General features: G+C 67.1%; 23 protein-coding genes. 13 read left to right on the top strand and 10 right to left on the bottom strand.

Features of this window, described 5'->3' with window-relative positions:
• The first annotated feature begins 25 nt into the window (after window positions 1–25).
• Window positions 26–805 carry an exodeoxyribonuclease III gene (locus D3880_RS21785; protein ID WP_119895494.1) on the top strand — a complete coding sequence of 260 codons (780 nt, stop codon included), beginning with the start codon at window positions 26–28 and terminating at the stop codon, window positions 803–805.
• Window positions 806–865: 60 nt separating this feature from the next.
• Here the strand turns inward: D3880_RS21785 and D3880_RS21790 are convergent, their stop codons facing one another.
• Window positions 866–1,237 carry a DUF4870 domain-containing protein gene (locus D3880_RS21790; RefSeq protein ID WP_119895495.1) on the bottom strand — a complete coding sequence of 124 codons (372 nt, stop codon included), beginning with the start codon at window positions 1,235–1,237 and terminating at the stop codon, window positions 866–868.
• A gap of 25 nt (window positions 1,238–1,262) precedes the next feature.
• Complete coding sequence (rph, locus tag D3880_RS21795) at window positions 1,263–1,985, bottom strand: ribonuclease PH (protein ID WP_119895496.1); 723 nt, start codon at window positions 1,983–1,985, stop codon at window positions 1,263–1,265.
• A 142-nt stretch (window positions 1,986–2,127) separates the two neighbouring features.
• Between rph and D3880_RS21800 the strand changes: the two genes are divergently transcribed.
• The 6 genes from D3880_RS21800 to D3880_RS21825 all read left to right on the top strand — a co-directional run bounded on the left by D3880_RS21800 (window position 2,128) and on the right by D3880_RS21825 (window position 7,618).
• The gene (locus D3880_RS21800) at window positions 2,128–2,991 is read left to right on the top strand and encodes a YicC/YloC family endoribonuclease (RefSeq protein ID WP_119895497.1); all 864 of its coding nucleotides are present in this window, start codon (window positions 2,128–2,130) and stop codon (window positions 2,989–2,991) included.
• A 12-nt stretch (window positions 2,992–3,003) separates the two neighbouring features.
• The gene (gene gmk / locus D3880_RS21805; RefSeq protein WP_119895498.1) at window positions 3,004–3,624 is read left to right on the top strand and encodes a guanylate kinase; all 621 of its coding nucleotides are present in this window, start codon (window positions 3,004–3,006) and stop codon (window positions 3,622–3,624) included.
• Window positions 3,625–3,742: 118 nt separating this feature from the next.
• Window positions 3,743–4,006, top strand: a complete 264-nt coding sequence (gene rpoZ, locus D3880_RS21810) for a DNA-directed RNA polymerase subunit omega (protein WP_119895499.1) — start codon at window positions 3,743–3,745, stop codon at window positions 4,004–4,006.
• Window positions 4,007–4,063: 57 nt separating this feature from the next.
• Entirely contained in the window at window positions 4,064–6,172 is a 2,109-nt protein-coding gene (gene spoT / locus D3880_RS21815; protein WP_119895500.1) for a bifunctional GTP diphosphokinase/guanosine-3',5'-bis pyrophosphate 3'-pyrophosphohydrolase, read from the top strand.
• Window positions 6,173–6,247: 75 nt separating this feature from the next.
• Window positions 6,248–6,628 carry a RidA family protein gene (locus D3880_RS21820; protein ID WP_119895501.1) on the top strand — a complete coding sequence of 127 codons (381 nt, stop codon included), beginning with the start codon at window positions 6,248–6,250 and terminating at the stop codon, window positions 6,626–6,628.
• A 255-nt stretch (window positions 6,629–6,883) separates the two neighbouring features.
• Complete coding sequence (locus D3880_RS21825; RefSeq protein WP_119895502.1) at window positions 6,884–7,618, top strand: putative periplasmic lipoprotein; 735 nt, start codon at window positions 6,884–6,886, stop codon at window positions 7,616–7,618.
• On the opposite strand, the gene D3880_RS21830 is transcribed toward D3880_RS21825, so the two are convergent.
• Window positions 7,615–8,475, bottom strand: coding sequence for an NAD-dependent epimerase/dehydratase family protein (locus D3880_RS21830; protein WP_119895503.1), 861 nt, complete (start codon window positions 8,473–8,475; stop codon window positions 7,615–7,617). The two genes, D3880_RS21825 and D3880_RS21830, sit on opposite strands and share 4 nt — an antisense overlap.
• A gap of 206 nt (window positions 8,476–8,681) precedes the next feature.
• Here D3880_RS21830 and exbB point away from each other — a divergent pair, with 206 nt between their 5' ends.
• From exbB to D3880_RS21860, 6 genes are all read left to right on the top strand, one after another.
• Entirely contained in the window at window positions 8,682–9,671 is a 990-nt protein-coding gene (gene exbB / locus D3880_RS21835) for a tonB-system energizer ExbB (protein ID WP_119895810.1), read from the top strand.
• Between the two features lie 3 nt (window positions 9,672–9,674).
• The gene (gene exbD / locus D3880_RS21840) at window positions 9,675–10,100 is read left to right on the top strand and encodes a TonB system transport protein ExbD (RefSeq protein WP_119895504.1); all 426 of its coding nucleotides are present in this window, start codon (window positions 9,675–9,677) and stop codon (window positions 10,098–10,100) included.
• On the top strand, window positions 10,097–10,822 hold the full coding sequence (locus tag D3880_RS21845) for an energy transducer TonB family protein (RefSeq protein WP_119895505.1): 726 nt from the start codon (window positions 10,097–10,099) through the stop codon (window positions 10,820–10,822). The genes exbD and D3880_RS21845 overlap by 4 nt, the downstream gene beginning before the upstream one ends.
• Before the next feature lie 95 nt (window positions 10,823–10,917).
• On the top strand, window positions 10,918–11,844 hold the full coding sequence (locus D3880_RS21850; protein ID WP_119895506.1) for a hydrogen peroxide-inducible genes activator: 927 nt from the start codon (window positions 10,918–10,920) through the stop codon (window positions 11,842–11,844).
• Window positions 11,845–11,846: 2 nt separating this feature from the next.
• The gene (gene recG, locus D3880_RS21855; protein WP_119895811.1) at window positions 11,847–13,922 is read left to right on the top strand and encodes an ATP-dependent DNA helicase RecG; all 2,076 of its coding nucleotides are present in this window, start codon (window positions 11,847–11,849) and stop codon (window positions 13,920–13,922) included.
• An 89-nt stretch (window positions 13,923–14,011) separates the two neighbouring features.
• Window positions 14,012–15,418: an aminoacyl-tRNA deacylase and HDOD domain-containing protein gene (locus D3880_RS21860; RefSeq protein ID WP_119895507.1), complete on the top strand. Its 1,407-nt coding sequence runs from the start codon at window positions 14,012–14,014 to the stop codon at window positions 15,416–15,418.
• Between the two features lie 58 nt (window positions 15,419–15,476).
• Here the strand turns inward: D3880_RS21860 and D3880_RS21865 are convergent, their stop codons facing one another.
• From D3880_RS21865 to D3880_RS21895, 7 genes are all read right to left on the bottom strand, one after another.
• On the bottom strand, window positions 15,477–16,217 hold the full coding sequence (locus D3880_RS21865; RefSeq protein WP_119895508.1) for a hypothetical protein: 741 nt from the start codon (window positions 16,215–16,217) through the stop codon (window positions 15,477–15,479).
• Window positions 16,218–16,297: 80 nt separating this feature from the next.
• Window positions 16,298–16,690: a helicase gene (locus D3880_RS21870; protein ID WP_119895509.1), complete on the bottom strand. Its 393-nt coding sequence runs from the start codon at window positions 16,688–16,690 to the stop codon at window positions 16,298–16,300.
• A gap of 136 nt (window positions 16,691–16,826) precedes the next feature.
• A complete protein-coding gene (locus tag D3880_RS21875) occupies window positions 16,827–17,099 on the bottom strand; it encodes an HU family DNA-binding protein (RefSeq protein ID WP_119895510.1) in 273 nt (90 codons plus the stop codon).
• A 192-nt stretch (window positions 17,100–17,291) separates the two neighbouring features.
• Window positions 17,292–18,440: an NAD(P)/FAD-dependent oxidoreductase gene (locus D3880_RS21880; protein WP_119895511.1), complete on the bottom strand. Its 1,149-nt coding sequence runs from the start codon at window positions 18,438–18,440 to the stop codon at window positions 17,292–17,294.
• Between the two features lie 89 nt (window positions 18,441–18,529).
• Window positions 18,530–18,697, bottom strand: coding sequence for a rubredoxin (locus D3880_RS21885; protein WP_119895512.1), 168 nt, complete (start codon window positions 18,695–18,697; stop codon window positions 18,530–18,532).
• 114 nt (window positions 18,698–18,811) lie between these two features.
• Window positions 18,812–19,819, bottom strand: coding sequence for a fatty acid desaturase (locus D3880_RS21890; protein WP_177412188.1), 1,008 nt, complete (start codon window positions 19,817–19,819; stop codon window positions 18,812–18,814).
• Between the two features lie 10 nt (window positions 19,820–19,829).
• A complete protein-coding gene (locus D3880_RS21895; protein WP_119895513.1) occupies window positions 19,830–20,681 on the bottom strand; it encodes a sugar phosphate isomerase/epimerase family protein in 852 nt (283 codons plus the stop codon).
• Between the last annotated feature and the right edge of the window lie 192 nt (window positions 20,682–20,873).

A 20,873-nucleotide genomic window follows, 5' to 3' on the forward strand; every position in this document is an offset into this window, starting at 1 on the left:
ACGCACGTGTTTTTGGGGGCCATTTATGCGGATCATCAGTGTGAACGTGAATGGTATTCAAGCTGCCGTCGAGCGAGGACTCCTCAGCTGGCTGCAAGCCCAGAATGCCGACGTCATCTGCCTGCAGGACACCCGCTCCTCCGCCTTTGAACTGGACGACCCAGCCCTCCAACTGGATGGCTATTTCCTCTATGCCTGCGAAGCCGAAGTGCCTGACCAAGGTGGTGTGGCGCTCTATTCGCGGTTGCAACCCAAGGCGGTGATCAGCGGACTCGGTTTCGAGACCGCCGATCGCTACGGGCGCTACCTGCAGGCCGATTTCGACAAGGTGAGTATCGCCAGCTTGCTGCTGCCGAGCGGGCAGAACGGCGACGAGAGCTTGAACCAGAAGTTCAAGTTCATGGACGACTTCACCCATTACCTGGACAAGCAACGGCGCAAGCGCCGCGAGTACATCTACTGCGGCTCGCTGTATGTCGCGCATCAGAAGATGGATGTAAAGAACTGGCGTGACTGCCAGCAGGCACCGGGCTTCCTGGCGCCGGAGCGGGCCTGGCTCGACGAAGTGTTCGGCACCATGGGCTACGTTGACGCGCTGCGCGAGATCAGCCGCGAAGGCGAGCAGTTCAGCTGGTGGGCGGACAGCGAGCAGGCAGAAATGCTCAACCTCGGCTGGCGTTTCGACTACCAGTTGCTGACCCCAGGCCTGCGCCGCTTCGTGCGCGGCGCCCGCCTGCCGCGACAGCCGCGCTTCTCCCAGCATGCGCCGCTGATTGTCGATTACGACTGGACGCTGACGGTCTGAGGTCGAAGTCCGAGGCACAAAAAAGCCGGCATTGCGCCGGCTTTTTTGTGTCTGCTGCGCCTACTTGAGCAAGCGCCAGCAGAATGGGTAACGGTAATCCAGACCCTCGTTGGCCTTGATCCCGGCGATGATGGTCAGCACCAGGGCGCCTATGCCGAGCAGCCCAAGCAGCAGGAAGCCGATCACCACCAGCATCAGCAGGATGCACACCAGCGCGGCAATCGCCACGGTGATCTGGAAATTCAGTGCCTCCTTGCCCTGGGCATCGACGAAGGGGTCGAGATCCTTCTTGATCTGCCAGACGATCAGCGGCCCGAGCAGGTTGCCAAATGGGAAGGCCAAGCCGAGGAAGGCCGCGAAGTGACAGAACATCGCCCACTGGCGGGCTTCCTGACTGGGCGCCGGGCCCGGTAGCCGGTTGTCATCGTTCATGCACCACTCCTTGCGGTGGAACGGGTCAGTCCGCCAGGGCGGCGTTCTGCAACTCGACCAGCTCGGCCATGCCCTTCTGCGCCAACGCCAGCATGGCATTCAGCTCTTCCGGCTGGAACGGCGCACCTTCGGCGGTGCCCTGCACCTCGATGAAGCCGCCGCCTTCGGTCATCACCACGTTGAGATCGGTCTCGGCAGCGGAATCTTCCAGGTAGTCCAGATCCAGCACCGGTTCGCCCTGATAGATGCCCACCGACACCGCGGCGATCAACTGCTTGAGCGGGTCGCCGCCCTTCAGGCCGCCGCGCTTCTTGAGCACCCGCAGCGCGTCGACCAGCGCCACCATCGCCCCAGTGATCGACGCGGTACGGGTGCCGCCATCGGCCTGGATCACATCGCAGTCGACGTACAGGGTGATCTCGCCGAGCTTGGACATGTCCAGCGCGGCACGCAGCGAGCGGCCGATCAGGCGCTGGATTTCCAGGGTGCGTCCGCCCTGCTTGCCGCGGCTCGCCTCACGCTGGTTACGCTCACCGGTGGCGCGCGGCAGCATGCCGTACTCGGCGGTCAGCCAACCCTGGCCCTGGCCCTTGAGGAAGCGCGGCACGCCCGTCTCGACGCTGACCGTGCAAATCACCTTAGTGTCACCGAACTCGACCAGCACCGAACCCTCGGCGTGCTTGGTGTAGTTGCGGGTGATACGGATCGAGCGCAACTGATCGGCGGCGCGGCCACTGGGACGTTTCATCTGGGTCTACCTATACGGGACGGGAATCTGCTCGCCATTATAGGGCGGCCCAGCCGGTGCGACACAGCAAATTGGGAGCGGCGGACGCTCTGCGCTACAATCCTGCGCCTTTCGTTCCGTCTCTTATCCGCGAGGTATTCCCATGGTGCACAGCATGACTGCCTTCGCCCGCGTCGAGCGGGCCGGTACCCACGGCACCCTGAGCTGGGAATTGCGCTCGGTCAACCATCGCTATCTGGAGCCGCACCTGCGCCTGCCGGAGGCCTTTCGCGACCTCGAAGGCGCGGTGCGCGAGGCGCTGCGCCAGGGCCTGTCACGCGGCAAGGTGGAATGCACCCTGCGCTTCGCCGAAGACAGCGCCGGCCAGCCGCTGCAGGTCGATCGCGAGCGCGCCGCCCAGGTGGTCGCCGCCGCCGAGAGTGTGGCCGCCCTGATTAAGCAGCCCGCCGCCCTCAACCCTGTGGAAGTGCTGGCCTGGCCCGGCGTGCTGGTAGCCGACGCCGCCGACCCGCAAGCCTTGAACAAGGCCGCGCTGGAACTGCTCGAGCAGGCCCTCGGCGAGCTGAAGGGCGGCCGCGCACGCGAAGGCGCCGAGCTGGCCAAGCTGCTCAACGAGCGCCTGGACAGTATCCTCGCCGAGGTCAGCGCCCTGCGCGCGCTGGTGCCGCAGATGCTCGCCGGCCAGCGGCAGAAGATCCTCGACCGCTTCACCGAGATGAAGGCCGAACTGGACCCGCAGCGCCTGGAGCAGGAGCTGGTGCTGCTGGCGCAGAAGAGCGACGTCGCCGAAGAGCTCGACCGCCTCAGCACCCACGTCAGCGAAGTGCGCCGGGTGCTCAAGGCCGGCGGCGCCGCCGGCCGGCGCCTGGACTTCCTCATGCAGGAACTCAACCGCGAAGCCAACACCCTCGGCTCCAAGGCCTTCGACCCGCGCAGCACCCAGGCCGCGGTCAACCTCAAGGTGTTGATCGAGCAGATGCGCGAACAAGTGCAGAACATCGAGTAAGGCAAACCCGACATGAACGCCCCCACCGGCACCCTCTACATCGTTTCCGCGCCCTCCGGCGCCGGCAAGACCAGCCTGGTCAAGGCCCTGATCGACACCCAGCCGCAGATCCGCGTGTCGGTTTCGCACACCACTCGCGGCATGCGTCCCGGCGAAACCGACGGGATCAACTATCACTTCGTCGATCGCGAGGCCTTCCTCGCCATGCTCGAGCGCGATGAATTTCTCGAGCATGCGGAAGTCTTCGGCAACCTCTACGGCACCTCGCAGCGCTGGCTGGAACAGACCCTTGGCGAAGGCTACGACCTGATCCTGGAAATCGACTGGCAGGGCGCCCAGCAGGTGCGCAAGCTGATGCCGCAGGCGAAATCCATCTTTATCCTGCCGCCGACGCAAGAAGCCTTGCGCCAGCGCCTGACCAACCGCGGCCAGGACAGCGACGAGATCATCGAGCGGCGCATGCGCGAGGCGGTCAGCGAGATGAGCCACTATGTCGAGTACGACTATCTGGTGATCAACGATGATTTCGCCCACGCCCTGGACGATCTGAGGGCGATCTTCCGCAGCAACCAGCTGCAACAAGCCCCTCAGCAGCAGCGTTTCGGCCGGTTGCTGGCGGAGTTGCTGGCCTGAGCCAGGGGCGGGGCGGAAAATCCGCTCTTCCCTAAATGCTGGCTATTTTTTAGACTATCCAGTCCGCCCGCCCATTCGGGCACGGTTTTTTGCTCATTTACGTCGCTAGAGGAACACCATGGCCCGCGTTACCGTTGAAGACTGCCTGGACAACGTCGATAACCGCTTCGAGCTGGTCATGCTCGCCACCAAGCGCTCCCGCCAACTGGCCACCGGTGGCAAGGAGCCCAAGGTCGCCTGGGAAAACGACAAGCCGACCGTAGTCGCCCTGCGGGAAATTGCCGCCGGCCTAGTCAATTATGATGTCGTCGCCCAAGAAGAAATCGTCGATGACGAGCCGTTGTTCGGCAACTTCGAGGAAGAGGCCAACGAGGCCCTGTAAGCCTATGCCTGGTCGAAGTGTCGCGACGCAGGAGCCAAGTCGGCCGGGGGTGAACCCGTGCCGAGCATAGACGCCCTCGCCGATCGACTTTCGGCCTACCTCGGCGCCGACCAGGTCAACCTGGTCCGCCGCGCCTACTTCTACGCCGAGCAGGCCCACGACGGCCAGCGCCGCCGCAGCGGCGAGGCCTACGTCACTCATCCCCTCGCGGTGGCCAACATCCTCGCCGACATGCACATGGACCATCAGAGCCTGATGGCCGCGATGCTGCATGACGTCATCGAGGACACCGGCATCGCCAAGGAAGCCCTCAGCGCGCAGTTCGGCGAGACCGTCGCAGAGCTGGTCGACGGGGTCAGCAAGCTGACCCAGATGGACTTCCAGACCAAGGCCGAGGCGCAGGCCGAGAACTTCCAGAAGATGGCCATGGCCATGGCCCGCGACATCCGCGTGATCCTGGTCAAGCTCGCCGACCGCCTGCACAACATGCGCACCCTCGATGCCATGCCGCACGAGAAGAGCCGACGGATCGCCAAGGAAACCCTGGAGATCTACGCGCCGATCGCCAACCGCCTGGGCATGCACAGCATGCGCGTGGAGTTCGAGGACCTCGGCTTCAAGGCCATGCACCCGATGCGCTCGGCGCGCATCCGCGCCGCGGTGCGTGGCGCGCGCGGCAACCGCAAGGAAATCGTCAACAAGATCGAGGAATCGCTGACCCACTGCCTGACCCGCGAAGGCATGAGCGGCGAGGTGATCGGCCGCGAGAAGCACCTCTACAGCATCTACAAGAAGATGCGCGGCAAGCGCCGGGCGTTCAACGAGATCATGGACGTCTACGCCTTCCGCATCATCGTCGACAAGGTCGACACCTGCTACCGCGTGCTCGGCGCCGTGCACAACCTGTACAAGCCGCTGCCCGGGCGCTTCAAGGACTACATCGCGATCCCCAAGGCCAACGGCTACCAGTCGCTGCACACCACCCTGTTCGGCATGCACGGCGTGCCCATCGAGATCCAGATCCGCACCCGCGAGATGGAAGAGATGGCCAACAACGGCATCGCCGCGCACTGGCTGTACAAGTCCAGCGACGACGACCAGCCCAAGGGCAGCCACGCCCGCGCCCGTCAATGGGTCAAGGGCGTGCTGGAGATGCAGCAACGCGCCGGCAACTCGCTGGAATTCATCGAGAGCGTGAAGATCGACCTGTTCCCCGACGAGGTCTACGTGTTCACGCCCAAGGGCCGCATCATGGAGCTGCCGAAAGGCTCCACCGCGGTCGACTTCGCCTATGCGGTGCACACCGATGTCGGCAACTCGTGCATCGCCTGCCGCATCAACCGCCGCCTGGCGCCGCTGTCGCAGGCCCTGGAAAGTGGTTCGACGGTGGAAATCGTCACCGCCCCCGGCGCCCGGCCGAACCCAGCCTGGCTCAACTTCGTGGTCACCGGCAAGGCGCGCACACATATCCGCCATGCGCTCAAGCAGCAGCGCCGCTCGGAGTCGATCAGCCTCGGCGAACGCCTGCTGAACAAGGTGCTGACCGGCTTCGACAGCCATCTGCAGAAGATTCCTGCGAAGCGCCTGCAGCTGGTGCTGGGCGAATACCACCTGGAAGTGCTCGAGGACCTGCTGGAAGACATCGGCCTCGGCAACCGCATGGCCTATGTGGTGGCCCGCCGCCTGCTGGCCGAAGGTGGCGAACAGCTGCCGAGCAGCCAGGGGCCGCTGGCGATCCGCGGCACCGAGGGCCTGGTGCTGAGCTACGCCAAGTGCTGCACGCCGATCCCCGGTGACCCGATCGTCGGCCACCTGTCGGCCGGCAAGGGCATGGTGGTGCACCTGGACAACTGCAAGAACATCAGCGAAATCCGCCACAACCCGGAAAAATGCATCCAGCTGTCCTGGGCCAAGGATGTCACCGGCGAATTCAACGTCGAACTGCGCGTCGAGCTGGAGCACCAGCGCGGCCTGATCGCCCTGCTGGCCAGCAGCGTCAACGCCGCCGACGGCAACATCGAGAAGATCAGCATGGACGAACGCGATGGCCGCATCAGCGTGGTCCAACTGGTGGTCAGCGTGCATGACCGCGTGCATCTGGCCCGCGTGATCAAGAAACTGCGCGGGCTGTTAGGCGTGATCCGCATCACCCGCGTCCGCGCCTAAAGGCAACCTTATTTCGCGGCGACGCAGCGCCAACCGCTGCGTCGCCCTTCCCCCGGCACCCCACAAGGAGTTCCCATGAGCAAGACCGTCATCCACAGCGACAAGGCCCCCGCCGCCATCGGCACCTATTCCCAGGCGATCAAGGCCGGCGATACCGTGTACCTGTCCGGACAGATCCCGCTGGATCCGCAGACCATGGAGCTGGTGCAAGGCTTCGAGGCGCAGACCGTGCAGGTGTTCGAGAACCTCAAGGCGGTGATCGAAGCCTCCGGCGGCTACATGAGCAACCTGGTCAAGCTGAACATCTTCCTCACCGACCTGTCGCACTTCGCCACGGTCAACGAGATCATGGGCCGCTACTTCCAACAGCCCTACCCGGCCCGCGCCGCCATCGGCGTGGCCGCCCTGCCGCGCGGCGCGCTGGTGGAAATGGACGGCATCCTGGTGCTCGAGTAAGAGCCTGTTCACAATCTCGCGAGCTAGAGCCAGACAAGGCAAAAGTGGCCGAGGGAGCGGAGTTTACGCGCTGTAAATGAGCATGACTCGCTTCGCTCGCCCCTTCGGGGCCGCACTGAAGTGCGTTAGCCGCAAGCGGCTTCCGAGGTCACTTTTAACGCCGGATGGCCGACGCGCAGCAGATTGTAAACAGGCTCCAAGACCCTCCGGCGGGGCCTGCGCCCCGCTTCTTCCCGCATCGACAAGGATTCGGTTATGCGTCACACCCGTGCGCTGCTGCTCAGTGCCGTCCTGCTCGGCGGCTGCGCCAGCGCTCCGCCGGATCCCAATGGCATCTGGATCAACCAAGCGGCCATCGATGCCGCCAGCGCCGGCGGCCCGCTGCGCGAGGCCCTGCTCGCCTATGGCCCCAATCTGGAATGGCGGATCGACAGCGGCCGCCAGCTGGCGACCTTCAGCAACGGTTTCGAGCTCGGCGAAGGGCAACTGCACGCCGACCCCACCGGCGGCTGGCAGGTGGATTTCTACGGCGACTTCCACGAGCGCCTGAATCTCGAAGACGACCAGCTGGTCCAGGTCGAAAACGCCACCAGCCCGCAACAGCGCTTCGTCCGCCCACGGGTCGAGGTCGCGGCGGATGCGCCGCAGGGCAGCAGTTTCGAACAAACCCTCTACGCGGCGTACCTGGGCGGCAGCTGGACGATCGAGCAGGGCCCTGGCCAGGGCGGCCCGGTGCGCTTCCACCCGGACGGCCAGGTCGAAGGCCTGCCCCGCGCCGAGCGCTACGCGCTGTGCCTGGCCGGCGACTGCGCGGCCATGAGCGGCGAGCACGACAGCCTGTGGCTGCAGCTCGGTCAGCAGGGCAGCCCGTGGATCTTCCGCCGCGACGGCCAGCAACTGAGCATCTTCGAGGCGCGCAACCAGGCGCAGAGCGACGAGATGCCCGACTACAGCCCCGGCGCACAGCGCTGGCTGCTGCAGCGCGACTAACGCAGCAACCCGGCCTCCGCCAGCACCGCCGCATACCCCTCGCGATAGCTCGGGTAGCGCGGCTGCCAGCCAAGCGCACGGGCGCGGGCGTTGCTGCAGCGCTTGCTGCCGGTGCGACGCATGCTCGCCGCCTCGGCCCACGCCGTCACCCCCAGATAGTCGCGCAGCCAGGCCACCACCTCGTGCAGCGGCGCCGGCGCGTCGTCGACGCCGAGGTAGCAATCCGCCAGCGCCACACCACGGGCGTCTGCCTGCAGCAGGAAGGCCAGCAGCCCGGCGGCATCCTCGGCATGGATGCGGTTGGCATACAACGGCGGCTCGCTGGCCACGCGATAGCCTTGGCGGACCTGATCGAGCAGCCAGTTGCGCCCCGGCCCGTAGATGCCGGTCAGGCGCACCACGCTGGCCGGCACGCCGCAGCCCAGCGCCAGCTGCTCGGCCTCGCGCATGATCCGTGCGGAAAACCCTTCGGCCACGGCCGGCGAACCCTCGTCGACCCACTCGCCGTGCTGCTGGCCATACACCCCGCTGCTGGAGACGAACAGCAGACGCCGCGGGCGCTGACCGTGCTGCGCCAGCCAGGCCAGCACATGGGCGAGGCCGTCGACATAGGCCCGCCGGTAGCCGGCCTCGTCAGGCGCGCTGGCGGCGGCGCTATACACCAGATAATCCAGTTGCTGCGCTGGCCAGGCCGGCGGGCAGACGGCGCTGTCGAGATCGGCGGCCAGCGGCAGCACCCCGGCCGGCAGGGCGGCGACCGTGCGGCGCAGGCCATGCACGCGCCAGCCAACCGCGAGCAGCTGGCTGGCCAGACGGCCACCGACATCGCCACAACCGGCAATCAACAGAGAGGGCATCGACAACTCCAGGAATAGGTGGGTAATCCTCAGCCTAACCAGACGCCACGCGCCGGCCAAGGTCCGGTGACGGCAACCGCCGGAGAAGAAAGCTACAAGATCTCTTTTGCTAACAAGAATTACTTGCAATAATGCCCGACCTTTCGCCAGCGTCGCCGCATGTGCCGCTGGCCAAGCTGACTTCTTTCCTTTCAGGTCCGGCCCGCATGAACGCTATCCACTCCAACGCCCAGCCTAACCCTCTTGCCCGTACCTGGCGCGGCGTCGCAGCCCTGCTCTGCAGCCTGCTGCTGGTGCCCACCCTGGCCTTGGCGCAAGAGCCCGCCAGCGCCCCGAGCGCGCCGGCCACCGCCAGCACAGCGGTCACGTCCGCAGTGCCGGCCCCGACGAGTGCCGCCGACACCGGCGCGGCGGCGCCCGCCGAGCAGACCGCCGCCGATGCAGCCGTCGTGGCCGCCGCCGAACAGCAGGAACTGCTCGCCGCCGAACAGGCGCTGGAGCATGACCTGTCGCCCTGGGGCATGTACCAGAACGCCGATATCGTGGTGAAACTGGTGATGATCGGCCTGGCCCTCGCCTCGGTGATCACCTGGACGATCTGGATCGCCAAGGGTTTCGAGCTGCTCGGCGCCAAACGCCGCCTGCGCGGCGAGCTGGCGGCGCTGAAAAAAGTACGCTCGCTGAAGGAGGCCGGCGAGCAGACGGCACGCCCGGGCAGTCTGGCCCAGACGCTGGTGCAGGACGCCCTGGAAGAACTGCAGCTGTCGACCAACACACGCGAGAAGGACGGCATCAAGGAGCGCGTCAGCTTCCGCCTCGAGCGCCTGGTGGCCGCCAGCGGCCGCAGCATGAGCCAGGGCACCGGCGTGCTCGCCACCATCGGCTCGACCGCGCCCTTCGTCGGTCTGTTCGGCACCGTCTGGGGGATCATGAACAGCTTCATCGGCATCGCCAAGTCGCAGACCACCAACCTCGCGGTGGTCGCCCCCGGCATCGCCGAAGCCCTGCTGGCCACCGCCCTCGGTCTGGTCGCGGCGATCCCGGCGGTGGTCATCTACAACGTCTTCGCCCGCTCCATCACCGGCCACAAGGCCCAGGTGGCCGATGCCTCGGCGCAGGTGCTGTTGCTGGTCAGCCGCGACCTCGACCAGCCGCCGGCCGAACGCAGCCAGCCGCACGTGGTGAAACTGGGGTAAGCCATGGGACTGCATCTGAACGACGGCGGCGACGACCTGGTCGAATCGCACGAAATCAACGTCACGCCCTTTATCGACGTCATGCTGGTGCTGCTGATCATCTTCATGGTCGCCGCACCCCTGGCCACCGTCGATATCAAGGTCGACCTGCCGGCCTCCAGCGCCCAACCGGCGCCGCGCCCGGACAAGCCGATCTACCTGAGCATCAAGGACGACCAGAGCCTGTTCCTCGACAACCAGCAGGTCAGCAAGGAGCAGCTCGGCGCGGTGCTGGACCAGCAGACCCATGCCGACAAGGAGCAGACCATCTTCGTCCGCGGCGACAAGACGGTGAACTACAGCCTGCTGATGGAGGTGATGGACGCCCTGCGCGGCGCCGGCTACCTGAAGATCGGCCTGGTAGGACTCGAGACGGTCGGCCAGCAATGAGTAAGCGCTTGCACAAGCTGTCGCGCTATGGCGTCAGCCTGGCCGTCGTGCTCGGCCTGCACCTCGGCCTGGCACTCTGGGCGCTGTACTGGCACCCGCAGGCCGCGCCGGTCGAGTTGCCGCCGGCGGCCATGCTGATCGAACTGGCGCCGCTGCCGCCCGCGGCGCCGAAGCCGGCCCCGCCACCGCCGCCCGTGCAGCCGCAGGAGCCGGAGCCGCAGCCAAAACTGATCGAAGCGCCGAAACCGAAGATCGCCCTGGCGCCCAAGCCGAAGCCCAAACCCAAGCCGCAACCACCGAAGCCGGTCGAGCCCAAGCCGCAGCCCGAGCAGCCGCCGCAGGAAATCGCGCCGGCGCCGCCGGCCAAAACCGAGAGCCAGCCCGCCGCCCCGCAGCTGGCGGCGGTCAGCGCACCGTCAAAGGCCAAGGAGACCTGGCAGAGTAAGCTGCTCGGCCACTTGGCGCGCTACAAGCGCTACCCCGACGATGCCCGCCGGCGCGGCTTCGAAGGCGTCACCAAGGTGCGCTTCCGGGTTGACGGCGACGGCAAGGTGCTGAGCGTGGGACTGGCCGGCAGCTCCGGCAGCGCCTCGCTGGACCGCGCCACCCTGGCGATGATCCGCCGCGCCCAGCCGTTGCCGAAGCCACCGGCGGAGCTGCTCGACGGCAACAGCCTGGAAGTGGTCGCGCCCTTCGTCTACTCCCTGGATCGCCGCCGCTGAACGAACTGCGCCCGGCAGCGGGCGCAGATTCCCGCACAGGTTGGTTCCATCCAGTGCAGCCGCTATGATTGCTCGCACTCTCATGGAATTTACCTATGACCCTCACCGAGCTGCGCTACATCGTCACCCTCGCCCAGGAACAGCATTTCGGCCGCGCGGCGGAGCGCTGCCACGTCAGTCAGCCGACCCTGTCGGTGGGGGTGAAGAAGCTGGAAGACGAACTCGGCGTGCTGATCTTCGAGCGCAGCAAGAGCGCGGTGCGCATGACCCCGGTCGGGGAAACCATCATCACCCAGGCGCAGAAGGTGCTGGAGCAGGCCCAGGGCATCCGTGAGCTGGCCCAGGCTGGCAAGAACCAGCTGGCCGCGCCGCTCAGGGTCGGCGCCATCTATACCGTCGGCCCCTACCTGTTTCCCCACCTGATCCCGCAGCTGCACCGGGTCGCCCCGCAGATGCCGCTGTACATCGAGGAAAACTTCACCCACGTGCTGCGCGACAAGCTGCGCAACGGCGAGCTGGACGCGATCATCATCGCCCTGCCATTCCAGGAAGCCGACGTGCTGACCATGACGCTGTACGACGAGCCCTTCCAGGTGTTGCTGCCCGCCGGCCACCCCTGGGGCCAGAAGGAGACCATCGACAGCGCGCAGCTCAACGACAAGAGCCTGCTGCTGCTCGGCGAGGGCCACTGCTTCCGCGACCAAGTGCTGGAGGCCTGCCCGACCCTGCGCAAGCACGGTGACGAAGGCAGCCAATACACCACGGTGGAATCCAGCTCGCTGGAAACCATCCGCCACATGGTCGCCTCCGGCATGGGCATCTCGATCCTGCCGCTGTCGGCGGTGGACAGCCACCACTACGCTCCGGGCATCTTCGACGTGCGCCCGCTGACCCCGCCGGTGCCGTTCCGCACCGTGGCCATCGCCTGGCGCGCCAGCTTCCCGCGGCCGAAGGCCATCGACGTGCTGGCCGACTCGATCCGCCTGTGCTCGGTGGCGCAGCCGCAGACCAGCGCCGCCTGACCATGACCGAACTGGCGGCGGTGTCGGTCACCGCGCTGAAGGGGGTCGGCGCCGCACTGGCGGAAAAGCTCGCCAAGGTCGGCCTGGAAAGCCTGCAGGACTTGCTGTTCCACCTGCCGCTGCGCTATCAGGATCGCACCCGCATCACCCCCATCGGCGCCCTGCGCCCCGGCCAGGACGCGGTGGTCGAGGGCGTGGTGGCCGGCGCCGACGTGGTCATGGGCAGGCGCCGCAGCCTGCTGGTGCGCCTGCAGGACGGTAGCGGCACGCTGTCCTTGCGCTTCTACCACTTCAGCCAGGCGCAGAAGGATGGTCTCAAGCGCGGCACCCAGCTGCGCTGCTACGGCGAGGTGCGCCCCGGCGCCTCGGGGCTGGAGATCTACCACCCGGAATACCGCGCCCTCAGCGGCAGCGACGCGGCGCCGGTGGAGCAGACCCTGACGCCGATCTACCCGACCACCGAAGGTCTCACCCAGCAGCGCCTGCGCCAGCTCAGCGAACAGGCGCTGGCACGCCTGGGCCCGCACAGCCTGCCCGACTGGCTGCCCGCCGAACTGGCCCGCGACTACCGCCTCGGCCCGCTCGACGAGTCGATCCGCTACCTGCACCGGCCGCCGCCGGATGCCGACCTCGAGGAACTCGCCGAAGGCCGGCACTGGGCCCAGCACCGCCTGGCCTTCGAGGAACTGCTGACCCACCAGCTGTCGCTGCAGCGCCTGCGCGAAGCCGTGCGCGCGCAAGCGGCGCCACGCCTGCCGCCGGCCAAGCGCCTGCCGCCGCAGTTCCTGCTCAATCTCGGTTTCCAGCCCACCGGCGCGCAGCAGCGGGTCGGCGCCGAGATCGCCTACGACCTCAGCCAGGACGAGCCGATGCTGCGCCTGGTGCAGGGCGACGTCGGCGCCGGCAAGACCGTGGTCGCCGCCCTCGCCGCCCTGCAGGCGCTGGAGGCCGGCTATCAGGTGGCGCTGATGGCGCCCACCGAGATCCTCGCCGAGCAGCACTTTCTCAACTTCAGCAAATGGCTGCAGCCGCTCGGCCTCGAGGTCGCCTGGCTGGCCGGCAAGCTCAAGGGCAAGGCGCGCGCGGCGGCGCTGGAGCAGATCGCCGCCGGCGTGCCGATGGTGGTCGGCACCCACGCGCTGTTCCAGGACGAGGTACGTTTCCAGCGCCTGGCCCTGGCGATCATCGACGAGCAACACCGCTTCGGTGTGCAGCAGCGTCTGGCGTTGCGCCAGAAGGGTGTGGCCGGCCAGCTCTGCCCGCACCAGCTGATCATGACCGCCACGCCGATTCCGCGCACCCTGGCGATGAGCGCCTATGCCGATCTGGACACTTCGATCCTCGACGAGCTGCCGCCCGGGCGCACCCCGGTCAACACCCTGGTGATCGCCGACAATCGCCGCCTCGAGGTGATCGAACGGGTGCGCTCGGCCTGCCGCGAAGGCCGCCAGGCCTACTGGGTATGCACCCTGATCGAAGAATCCGAGGAGCTGACCTGCCAGGCCGCGGAAACCACCTACGAGGAGCTCGGCGCCGCCCTCGACGGCCTGCGCGTCGGCTTGATCCACGGGCGCATGAAGCCGGCGGAAAAGGCCGCGGTGATGGACGAGTTCAAGCAGGGCCGCCTGCAACTGCTGGTCGCCACCACGGTGATCGAGGTCGGCGTCGACGTGCCCAACGCCAGCCTGATGATCATCGAGAACCCCGAGCGCCTCGGCCTAGCCCAACTGCACCAGCTGCGCGGCCGGGTCGGTCGCGGCAGCGCCGCCAGTCACTGCGTGCTGCTCTATCATCCGCCGCTGTCGCAACTCGGCCGCGAGCGCCTGGGCATCATGCGCGAGACCTGCGACGGCTTCGTCATCGCCGAGAAGGACCTGGAACTGCGCGGCCCCGGCGAGATGCTCGGCACCCGCCAGACCGGCCTGCTGCAGTTCAAGGTCGCCGACCTGATGCGCGATGCCGACCTGCTGCCGGCCGTGCGCGATGCCGCCCAGGCCCTGCTGGCGCGCTGGCCGCAACACGTCAGTCCGCTGCTGGAGCGCTGGTTGCGTCACGGCCAGCAATATGGTCAGGTGTGATCCACCACCCTACGCTGGTCGCCTGTGACCCGCAGTCTTAATGCCCGCTGGTTATACTCGGGCCACAGATTCCTAGCCGGACACCGCCCATGACCGAACTCGCCCTCGCCACCGATAGCTCGCCCCAACCACCGACGGTGATCCTGCAGCAGCTGGAAAAACTCGCCGTGCCCTACCAGGTGTGCCACGAGCAGCCGGGACTGGCGGCGGCGCGGCGGGTGCAGGCGGTGCTGCTCGAGGACGCCGTCGGCGCGCTGCTGGTGTTGTTCCCGCAGAACCAGCTGCTCGACCTCAATCGCCTGGCCGAGCTGACCGGGCGCAAACTGGCGGCGCTCAAGCCCGAGCGCCAGGAGCGCATGCTCGGCAAGCACAGCCTCGGCCGCCTGCCGGCCCTGCCCCCCCTGCTCGGGGTGCCCTGCCTGTATGACGAGCGGCTGCTGCACGAGCCGCAGTTGCTGATCGAGTCGGGGCAGCCCGGGGTCCTCCTGGCCATCCCTGCCGAGGCCTTCAAGCCGCTGCTGGCCAAGGCCAGCGCCGCCCGCTTCGGCGAACCGCTGACCGGCATCCGCCCCAACCTCGACCGCCCGCACGACGACCGCAACGAGATCAGCCAGGCGGTCCAGGCCTTCACCGCCCGGCGCATCCAGCAGCGTCTGGAGGAAACCATCGAGATCCCACCGCTGCCGGAAACCGCTCAGCGCATCATCAAGCTGCGCGTCGACCCGAATGCCACGGTGGACGACATCACCGGCGTGGTCGAGACCGATCCGGCGCTGGCGGCGCAGGTGGTCAGCTGGGCCGCCTCGCCCTACTATGCGGCGCCGGGCAAGATCCGCTCGGTGGAGGACGCCATCGTCCGCGTGCTCGGCTTCGACCTGGTGATCAACCTGGCCCTCGGCCTGGCGCTGGGCAAGACCCTCAGCCTGCCCAAGGACCAGCCGCAGCAGGCCACGCCCTACTGGCAGCAAGCGATCTACACCGCCGCCGCGATCGAGGGCCTGACCCGCGCCATGCCCCGCAGCCTGCGCCCGGAAAGCGGCCTGACCTATCTCGCCGGGCTGCTGCACAACTTCGGCTACCTGGTCCTCGCCCATGTGTTTCCGCCGCACTTCTCGCTGATCTGCCGGCATCTGGAGGTCAACCCGCACCTGCCGCACAGCTACGTCGAACAGCACCTGCTGGGCATCAGCCGCGAACAGATCGGCGCCTGGCTGATGCGCCACTGGGACATGCCCGAGGAACTCGCCTGCGCCCTGCGCTTCCAGCACGACCCCGGCTATCGCGGGGCGAATGCCGCCTATCCGAACCTGGTTTGCCTGGCCGTCAGCCTGCTGCGCAAGCGGGGCATCGGCGCCGGTCCGCAGGTGCAGATTCCCCAGAGCCTGTACGAGGATCTCGGCCTCAGCCGCGAGAAGGCCGAGGAAGCGCTGGACAAGGTGCAAGCGGCGGAAGCCGCGCTGCGCGAGCTGGCGGCGCAGTACCAGCACGGCCATTGACCAATGGCCAGGCAAGCAAAAGGGGCCCAGCGGCCCCTTTTTTACCCCTCGGCCTTTGTCACCGCAGTGCCGCGCGACGCCCGGCGAACAGCGCCGGCAAGGCTTCGACACTGGCCTTGAGCAACAAGCGCACCGGGTCCTGCTCATACAAGCCGGCATAGTCGCTCAGCTCGTTGCTGGGCATCTGTCGATAGGCGTAGAGCATGAAGGACTGCACCGCCTGGCGGCTGGAGGCCCGCAGCGTCTCGGCCTGCTGGGCGGTCTGCTGGCTCAGGGCCGCTTCGCTGAGGCTCTCGCCGCGTGCCCGCAGGGTCAGCAGGGCCTGGGTCTTGCCGGTCTCATAACGCAACAGGGTGGCCAGCTCGGTGGTGTGCGCCGCCTGGTCGAGGCGATCGACCAGGGCCAGGCGCTCCTGACGTGGCGGCTTGGCCTTGAGCTGTTCGCGATAACTGGCCAGGCCTTCGCCGCCAGCCGGCTCACCCACCACTTGCTCCGCCGCGGTGAACCGCTGGGCCAAGGGACTGGCGAGCAGCGCCTCGACCTGGCGCACCTGCGCCGCGTCCAGCTGCTTGGCGACCCGCTCGGCCAGCTCGGCGCACAGCGGCTCGGCGGCGAATTCGCGGGCCACTTGCTCCTGCTGCGCCGGCGCCAGGCCGCGCTGGATCAACGGCGCGCTCTGCTCGCAGAGCAGACGGATGCCGGCCAGCTCGAAGGCCCGGAGCACGGTGCCGGGATTGGCCGGTTCGGCCTGAGCCAGCAGCGGGGTGAACAGCAGTGGTAACAGCAGGAGAAAACGCATGGGCGGAGATCCGACAAGAACTGCCGCCAGCCTAGCGAATGGCTCTGGCGCCGGCCAGCGGCGCCCGCACGGATTGCGCGTCAGGCCGCTTTTTTCACGGCGGCCTGCTTCTTCGGCACGAGGAATTTGGTCAGGCCCTGAAACCAGATCACCAGTGCCGGATTGCCCTGGATCTGGATGTCCTTGTTCTGGATGCCCTGCATGAAGGCCAACTGCTTGTTCTTCGCGCTCATGGTGGCGAAGCCGTAGGCGGCATCCTTGAAGCCGATGGCGAAGGCCGGAGCGCTAGCCGGACCGCGCTTGCTGACCAGGCGCTGGTCCTTGACGATGAAGTGGCGAGCCAGCTTGCCGTCCAGGGTATGCAGTTGGAAGGTCAAGTCTTTGTCGGCCAGCTGCTGCTGGAAGGCGGGATTGTCGCGACTGGCTTTGGCCATCAGGCGGCCCAGCATCCAGAGGAGAAAGCGGAATTTCATGCGCACGGCCTCGGCGGGAAATAGAACGGCGGCGCATTGTAGCGATTTGCGGCAGAGGACTACAGCCAGCCTTAGGTTGGGACCAAAGGCTGGGCCAAGCAGCCCGGAGCCGGCTGGCTCCGGGCGCGAGCACGGCTCAGTTGACCGCGTCCTTGAGGGACTTGCCCGGTTTGAAGGCGACGGTGTTGCTGGCTTTGATCTTCACCGGCGCCCCGGTTTGCGGGTTCTTGCCGGTACGCGCGCCGCGATGACGCTGGATGAAGGTACCGAAGCCGACCAGGGTGACGCTGTCCTTGCGGTTCAGCGCGTTGGTGATTTCTTCCAATACCGCATTGAGCACGCGGTTGGCCTGATCCTTGGTGAGATCAGCCTTGTCCGCGATGGCGGCGGCGAGTTCCGGTTTACGCATAAGAAGCCTCTTTGACGTTTTGTTGTTGTTGTGTGTCTGTGCTGCTCGTCCAGAACAGCGCCCAAGGCGCCGCAACAGCTCTGCGCTGCGGCAGACCGCTGGGAGAATGGCACGCCAAAGGGCCTCGCGCCAGTCTTGTCGGACAGTTTTGTCAACCGATATTTGCGTCTAAAGCGACAGAACCTAAGGCATTCACGCCAGCAAGGCCGGCAGCTCCTTATTCAACGCCAGCTTTTCCTGTACGGCCGTGCCGGTCAACGCATAACCGAGCAGGCGACCGCCGCTATCTCGGCACAGCGCCTTGATATCGGCCCCGCTGCCTTCCACCGTCCACTCGCCATTCAGGCCTCGCGGCGGCGGCGAGATCACCAGCGGGCAGACCGGGGTCTTCACCAGCACCGGCATAGGCCCATAACTCACCGCCGTCGGCTTGCCCGCCAGGGTCTGCGCCAGGGCGCGGGCGCAGCTCATCAGCGGCATGACGTAGAGCAGATTGAGGCCGTCGACCTCGGCGCAGTCGCCCAAGGCGTAGATGTTGGCGTGCGAAGTTTGCAGTTGGCGGTCGACCACCACGCCGCGATTCACCGCCAGGCCGGCGGCGGCGGCCAACTCGGTGCGCGGCCGCAGACCGACCGCCGAGACCACCAAATCGCACTCGATCAGGGTGCCGTCGGACAGATGCGCCTCCAGGCTCTCACCCTGGCGTTGCAGGCGGGCCAGCACCGGGCCGAAATGGAAGCGCGCGCCGAGGCTTTCCAGCCCGCCCTGTACCGCGGCGGCGGCGGCCGGATGCAGCAGGCCGGGCAGCACCTGTTCGCAGGGCGCCACCAGTTCGACCTGGTAGCCGCCGAGGCTGAGATCGTTGGCGAACTCGCAGCCGATCAACCCGGCGCCGAGCAGCAGCACGCGCTGCTTGCCGGCCGCCGCGGTGCGGAAGCGGGCGTAATCCTCCAGATCGTTGATCGGGAAGATCGCCTCCTCGGCATCGCCCTCCACCGGCACGCGGATGGTCTCGGCGCCCCAGGCCAGCACCAGGTCGCGATAGGCCACGGCTTCCTCGCCGATCCACAGGCGCTTGTGGCCCGGATCGATGCCGGTGATGCGCGTATGGGTACGGACCTCGGCCTTGAGCTGCTCGGCCATGGCGCCCGGCTCGGCCATGGCCAGGCCGTCGGCGTCCTTGTTCTTGCCGAAGCCGGTGGACAGCATCGGCTTGGAATAGGAGCGGCCGTCATCGGCGGTGATCAGCAGCAGCGGCGTGTCGCCATCCAGCTTGCGAAACTCCTTGGCCAGGTTGTAGCCGGCCAGGCCGGTGCCGACGATCACCACGGGTGCACTCATGACTCACTCCTGAAATTCATAAAACCTGCTGACAGAAACGACACGGCGACCCGCAGGTCGCCGTCCAACTGTATCGCGGGCCGCTGGCGTCAGCTGATCGCGATCATCTCGAAATCCTGCTTGCCGGTGCCGCAATCCGGGCACACCCAGTCCGCCGGGATGTCCTCCCACGGCGTACCCGGAGCGATGCCTGCCTCCGGCAGCCCTTCGGCTTCGTCGTAGATGAAGCCGCAGACGATGCATTGCCACTTGCGCATCTGCCCACCTCCCCGGCGCAAACTCTCACTTCGACCCTACCGCAATTGCCCGCGCGCCGCCAACCGCGATGCGGGCCCACCCTACTGAGGATAGGCCCGCTGGCGACCTGCCAATCACAGCGCGGTGAGGAAGGACACCCCATACACGCCGACGAAACCCGGCCCCGCGGCCACCGGCTGGCCGGCGGTCGCATCGCCGTGGTCGGCGTTGAGCACCCGCGCCACCCGGTAGCGGTGCAGATTGGCGAGGAACTGCCGGGCCGGCAGCACCGGCTCCTCGCGCAGGCCATCGCCGAACAGCTGGCGATGCAGCGCCGGCAGGCGATACCAGGGCGTGGTCGGCTTCTCGTGGTGGGCGTTGTGGTAGCCGAAGTTGAGCACCAGCAGGTTGAGCGGCTTTGAATGGCCGAACGGATTGGAGAAGGTATTGCGCTGCTCGTAGGCGTAGCTCGGCCGCTCGCCGGGCTCGGCGTCCAGACCGACCACCACCTCGTAGGTGTGCTGATGCATGTCCAGGCTGCGCATGACGTTGAGGAACAGCAGGTAGGCGACGATATAGCCGAGCAGCGCCGGCCACGCCAGCCAGGCGAGCAGGGCCAGTGCGCTGCCGCGCAGCGCCAGCCAGGTCAGCACGCGGCGCCGGCGCGGGCGGTACTGCGCGACGACGAACGGGCTGAAGATCACCAGGCCATGCATGAGCATTTCCACCGCCGGCACATAGGCCCACTCCAGCGCCTGCACCAGGCGCAGCAGCCAGGGGCGGGCGAGGAGCATGGCGCGGTAGTCGAAGGCGACCACGTCGGCGCGGTCGACGTGGTGGCGCATGTGCTTCAGGCGCAGGCCGTCGTAGGCGCCGTAGCAGCCGCCGACCAGCACGCTGAGCAGGCTGCCGAGGCGGGCGTTCCAGTCGCGCCCGAAGAACACCGCCTGGTGCGTGCAATCGTGGATCAAGTAGGCGCCGATCACCAGGCCGTGGCCGAGCAGCAGCACGCCGAGCGACCAGCTCCACCAGCTGGCGTGGATCAGCAGGGCGAAGCCGCCGAGGTAGGCGGCGAAGGCGTAGGACAGGGCCAGCGCGGTGGGCAGCAGGCCATCGGGATGACGCAGTTTCGGCAGTTTCATCAGACAGTCCTCACCGCTGGCCGGTGGCCGCGCAGCGCTGGAAGTGCGCGCGCTCGGTGCTGGCGATCCAGCGGTTGATCTGCCAGAGGTCGGCCACCGGCTGGTCGGTGAAGGGCAGGCAGTGCAGGTAGCCGTCCGGACCGAATTCCGGGGTCAGGCTGGTCAGCGCATAGCCGCGGCGGCGCTGCGACGCCCACACCGCGGCCCAGAAGCGCTGGTGGAATACCAGGCAATCGGCGTACTCCGGCGCCGCCGGATGCGGCACCTGCGGGCCCTGCGGATAGCCGATGCGGCCATGGAGGTGATGGACCTGCTCGGCGATGGCCAGCAGCAGCTCCCAGTCGTCATCCAGCAGGCGCTCGCTGACCACCACCCAGTGGCTGATGTCAGCGGTCAGGCGCAGCTCCGGCAGCTGGCGGAGCAGCTCGGCGGTGACCCAGGGGTTGAACAGCGAGCGGCCGCGATGGGTCTCGAAGCTCAGTTGCACGCCGTGCTTGCGCCCCACTTCCAGCGCCGCGGCGAAGAACTCCAGCTGCACGGCCAACGGCCAGGCGTCGCAGCCGGCCGTCACGTTGAAGAAGCGCGGCGCCAGCGGCAGACCGTTGACCAGCTTGCGCTCCAGATCGGCGAGGTGCTCGGCCGGCGTGGCATGCCGCGCCGGCACGTAGCTGCCGGCGGTGCAGATCTCGGCGATGAAGTCGAGGTTATGCTCGGCCAGCAGCGCGGCAAAAGCCGCGCACTCGCCCGCCGGCTCCGGCGCCGGTGCTTCGAGGCCATCGAAACCGGCATCCAGCGCCTGGCGCGCCGCCTCTTCGACGCTGCCGGCATGGCCCCAGAAGGTTTTGAATAACTTCAACTGCATGGCATTCTCCCCGCTCGGCATGAGCACTTGAATGCCTTTGAGCAACTGCTGTGCCAGCTGCGTGGAAACACTATTAAAGTGCTATATTTCATGCACTTCTGCATATTTAAGGATGCACAAAGCCGACTCGAATACCTCGAGAGTGCCCTCGAATAGCGCAATACATGCAGAACTGCACAAATATAATCACAA

Origin of the sequence: Pseudomonas cavernae (assembly GCF_003595175.1) — a bacterium.
Classification (GTDB): Bacteria; Pseudomonadota; Gammaproteobacteria; order Pseudomonadales; family Pseudomonadaceae; genus Aquipseudomonas; species Aquipseudomonas cavernae.

Excerpts from the sequence above, each read along its gene's own strand:
- D3880_RS21785 (WP_119895494.1), top strand. The coding sequence starts at position 26 with ATGCGGATCATCAGTGTGAACGTGAATGGTATTCAAGCTGCCGTCGAG.
- D3880_RS21790 (WP_119895495.1), bottom strand. The coding sequence starts at position 1,237 with ATGAACGATGACAACCGGCTACCGGGCCCGGCGCCCAGTCAGGAAGCC.
- rph (WP_119895496.1), bottom strand. The coding sequence starts at position 1,985 with ATGAAACGTCCCAGTGGCCGCGCCGCCGATCAGTTGCGCTCGATCCGT.
- D3880_RS21800 (WP_119895497.1), top strand. The coding sequence starts at position 2,128 with ATGGTGCACAGCATGACTGCCTTCGCCCGCGTCGAGCGGGCCGGTACC.
- gmk (WP_119895498.1), top strand. The coding sequence starts at position 3,004 with ATGAACGCCCCCACCGGCACCCTCTACATCGTTTCCGCGCCCTCCGGC.
- rpoZ (WP_119895499.1), top strand. The coding sequence starts at position 3,743 with ATGGCCCGCGTTACCGTTGAAGACTGCCTGGACAACGTCGATAACCGC.
- D3880_RS21820 (WP_119895501.1), top strand. The coding sequence starts at position 6,248 with ATGAGCAAGACCGTCATCCACAGCGACAAGGCCCCCGCCGCCATCGGC.
- D3880_RS21825 (WP_119895502.1), top strand. The coding sequence starts at position 6,884 with ATGCGTCACACCCGTGCGCTGCTGCTCAGTGCCGTCCTGCTCGGCGGC.
- D3880_RS21830 (WP_119895503.1), bottom strand. The coding sequence starts at position 8,475 with ATGCCCTCTCTGTTGATTGCCGGTTGTGGCGATGTCGGTGGCCGTCTG.
- exbB (WP_119895810.1), top strand. The coding sequence starts at position 8,682 with ATGAACGCTATCCACTCCAACGCCCAGCCTAACCCTCTTGCCCGTACC.
- exbD (WP_119895504.1), top strand. The coding sequence starts at position 9,675 with ATGGGACTGCATCTGAACGACGGCGGCGACGACCTGGTCGAATCGCAC.
- D3880_RS21845 (WP_119895505.1), top strand. The coding sequence starts at position 10,097 with ATGAGTAAGCGCTTGCACAAGCTGTCGCGCTATGGCGTCAGCCTGGCC.
- D3880_RS21850 (WP_119895506.1), top strand. The coding sequence starts at position 10,918 with ATGACCCTCACCGAGCTGCGCTACATCGTCACCCTCGCCCAGGAACAG.
- recG (WP_119895811.1), top strand. The coding sequence starts at position 11,847 with ATGACCGAACTGGCGGCGGTGTCGGTCACCGCGCTGAAGGGGGTCGGC.
- D3880_RS21860 (WP_119895507.1), top strand. The coding sequence starts at position 14,012 with ATGACCGAACTCGCCCTCGCCACCGATAGCTCGCCCCAACCACCGACG.
- D3880_RS21865 (WP_119895508.1), bottom strand. The coding sequence starts at position 16,217 with ATGCGTTTTCTCCTGCTGTTACCACTGCTGTTCACCCCGCTGCTGGCT.
- D3880_RS21870 (WP_119895509.1), bottom strand. The coding sequence starts at position 16,690 with ATGAAATTCCGCTTTCTCCTCTGGATGCTGGGCCGCCTGATGGCCAAA.
- D3880_RS21875 (WP_119895510.1), bottom strand. The coding sequence starts at position 17,099 with ATGCGTAAACCGGAACTCGCCGCCGCCATCGCGGACAAGGCTGATCTC.
- D3880_RS21880 (WP_119895511.1), bottom strand. The coding sequence starts at position 18,440 with ATGAGTGCACCCGTGGTGATCGTCGGCACCGGCCTGGCCGGCTACAAC.
- D3880_RS21885 (WP_119895512.1), bottom strand. The coding sequence starts at position 18,697 with ATGCGCAAGTGGCAATGCATCGTCTGCGGCTTCATCTACGACGAAGCC.
- D3880_RS21890 (WP_177412188.1), bottom strand. The coding sequence starts at position 19,819 with ATGAAACTGCCGAAACTGCGTCATCCCGATGGCCTGCTGCCCACCGCG.
- D3880_RS21895 (WP_119895513.1), bottom strand. The coding sequence starts at position 20,681 with ATGCAGTTGAAGTTATTCAAAACCTTCTGGGGCCATGCCGGCAGCGTC.